Annotated in this window: 2 protein-coding genes; both read left to right on the top strand. The window is 59.1% G+C overall.

Features of this window, described 5'->3' with window-relative positions:
- A partial coding sequence (locus IVA82_RS44135) for a tripartite tricarboxylate transporter substrate binding protein (RefSeq protein WP_247385666.1) occupies positions 1 to 860 on the top strand: 860 nt, incomplete at its 5' end.
- Between the two features lie 24 nt (positions 861 to 884).
- Positions 885 to 1895, top strand: a 1011-nt coding sequence (locus IVA82_RS44130; RefSeq protein ID WP_247493924.1) for an acetylserotonin O-methyltransferase, incomplete at its 3' end; no start/stop codon positions are given.

The raw sequence follows: 1895 nt of genomic DNA, 5'->3' as shown, positions 1-1895 counted from the left end.
CGTTCCCGGCCGGAAGCGCGAATGATGCGGCGGCTCGGATATTCGCCGATGCGCTCGGTAAGCGATGGGGCAAGCCGGTGATCGTCGAAGACAAGCCCGGCGCGGAAGGCACCATCGGTGTGGGTTCTTTCGTCGCCAATCAGGACGACCATACCCTTCTGTATACGGTTGCTGGATCGGTCACCGTTGCGCCGTTGCTAATCGATAAGTTACCTTACGACGTGGACCGCGATCTGGAGCCGATCGCTGCCACGACTGCGATCGTCCTCACTCTCGCAGTCAACAACGATCTGTCGGTCCGCAGCGTTCGGGAATTGATCGATGTCCTCAGATCAAATCCCGGCAAATACGCCTGGACGTCCGGACCGACCCTGCCGCGATACGTCTTTGCGGCGTTCCTGAAGCGGAACGGCTTGCAGGTGAACTTCGTCAGTTATCGCGATGCATCGCAACCCCAGGCCGACCTCGGCGAAGGCCGGATTCAGATTTTGGTGACATCACTGACGGCGTCATCCTCCCCGGTGCAGTCCGGAAAGGCACTCTTCCTTGCTGTCATCAATCCGACGCGCGCCGCCGCATTACCCAACCTTCAGACCGCGCGCGAACTCGGCTACCCCGAGCTTGAAATAGACGGGTTGGCTGGCATTTTTGGCAGCAAGGCTATGCCAGAAGCGTTGCGAAATCGAGTCGCTGCCGACGTCGCGGCGATCTCTCGCGAGCCTGAAGTTCGCCGAAAGCTGGAGGCCGGCGGTCACACTGTCCTCAACGGGACGACCGAAGAGCTGAGGGCGGCAATCGCGTGGCAACGCGCATGGCTAGGCGAAGTCACCAAGATTGTCGACATCCGGAACGCGCAATAGCGCAAAAGCGATATGGAGTAACCCATGTCTTCGTCTATCTCGGCTCTCAAGCTTCTCGACCTCATCCAGTCCCATCGCGTGACGGCGGTGATTTACGTCGCGGCCAAGCTCGGGATTGCCGAGTTGCTTCGCGACGGTCCGAAGTCCCTCGACGCGCTCGCGAAGGCAACAGGTGCGGATCGAAACGCACTTGGACGGCTGCTGACCGGACTTTCAACCGTCGGCGTCTGCGCGCGGCCTGACGACGAGCGATATTCATTGACGGAAATTGGCACGGCACTGGACGGCGCTGCCGACCATTCCGCCAAGAGCTGGGCAATCTTTGAAGGCGAAATGCTTTCCAAATCGTGGAACGGGCTGCTTGAGTCAATCGTGACCGGGAAGACGGCCGCGCAGCTTCTTGGCCTGAACGACAGTTTCGATCTGATGTCGCGCACGCCTGAGAACGTGCGCATATTCAACGCTGCAATGACGGATCTCACTCGTCTGGTAACGCCGGACATCCTTTCGGCCTATGATTTCGGCCGCATTTCTCATCTAATGGATGTGGGGGGCGGGTCGGGCGAACTGATCGGGGCCGTCGCAAAGCAATATCCACGGATTCGCGGGACGGTTCTCGATCTTCCCAGATGTGCCGCAACAGCGAACGATCATTTCGAGCGTGTGGGCGTCAGTGACCGTGCGAGCTTCCTGGCTGGCGACTTCTTCGAAACGGTTCCAGCCATCGCCGATGCCATCATCCTCAAAAGTGTGATTCACGACTGGGACAACGCACGTAGTGGCGCAATCCTCAAAAATTGTCGCCAGGCTCTGCCGGGACAGGGGACACTGCTGTTGGTCGAACGAATCATGCCGGATTCGCTGAGTGTCAAAGATGAGGACAAAGCGCACGCGATGAGCGACCTGAATATGCTTCGCGGCCCGGGAGGTCTCGAGCGCACCGAGAAGGAATATCGACCTCTCCTGAACGAAAACGGATTCCGTCCCGAAGCGATCTATCCTGCAGGCCGCTTTAGTGTGATCGAGGCGCGCGTT

The sequence above is a fragment of the Bradyrhizobium sp. 142 genome, from assembly GCF_023074015.1.
Lineage (GTDB): Bacteria > Pseudomonadota > Alphaproteobacteria > Rhizobiales > Xanthobacteraceae > Bradyrhizobium.
The sequence above is the reverse complement of the archived record's forward strand: the minus strand, read 5'-3'. Positions and strand labels throughout refer to the sequence as shown.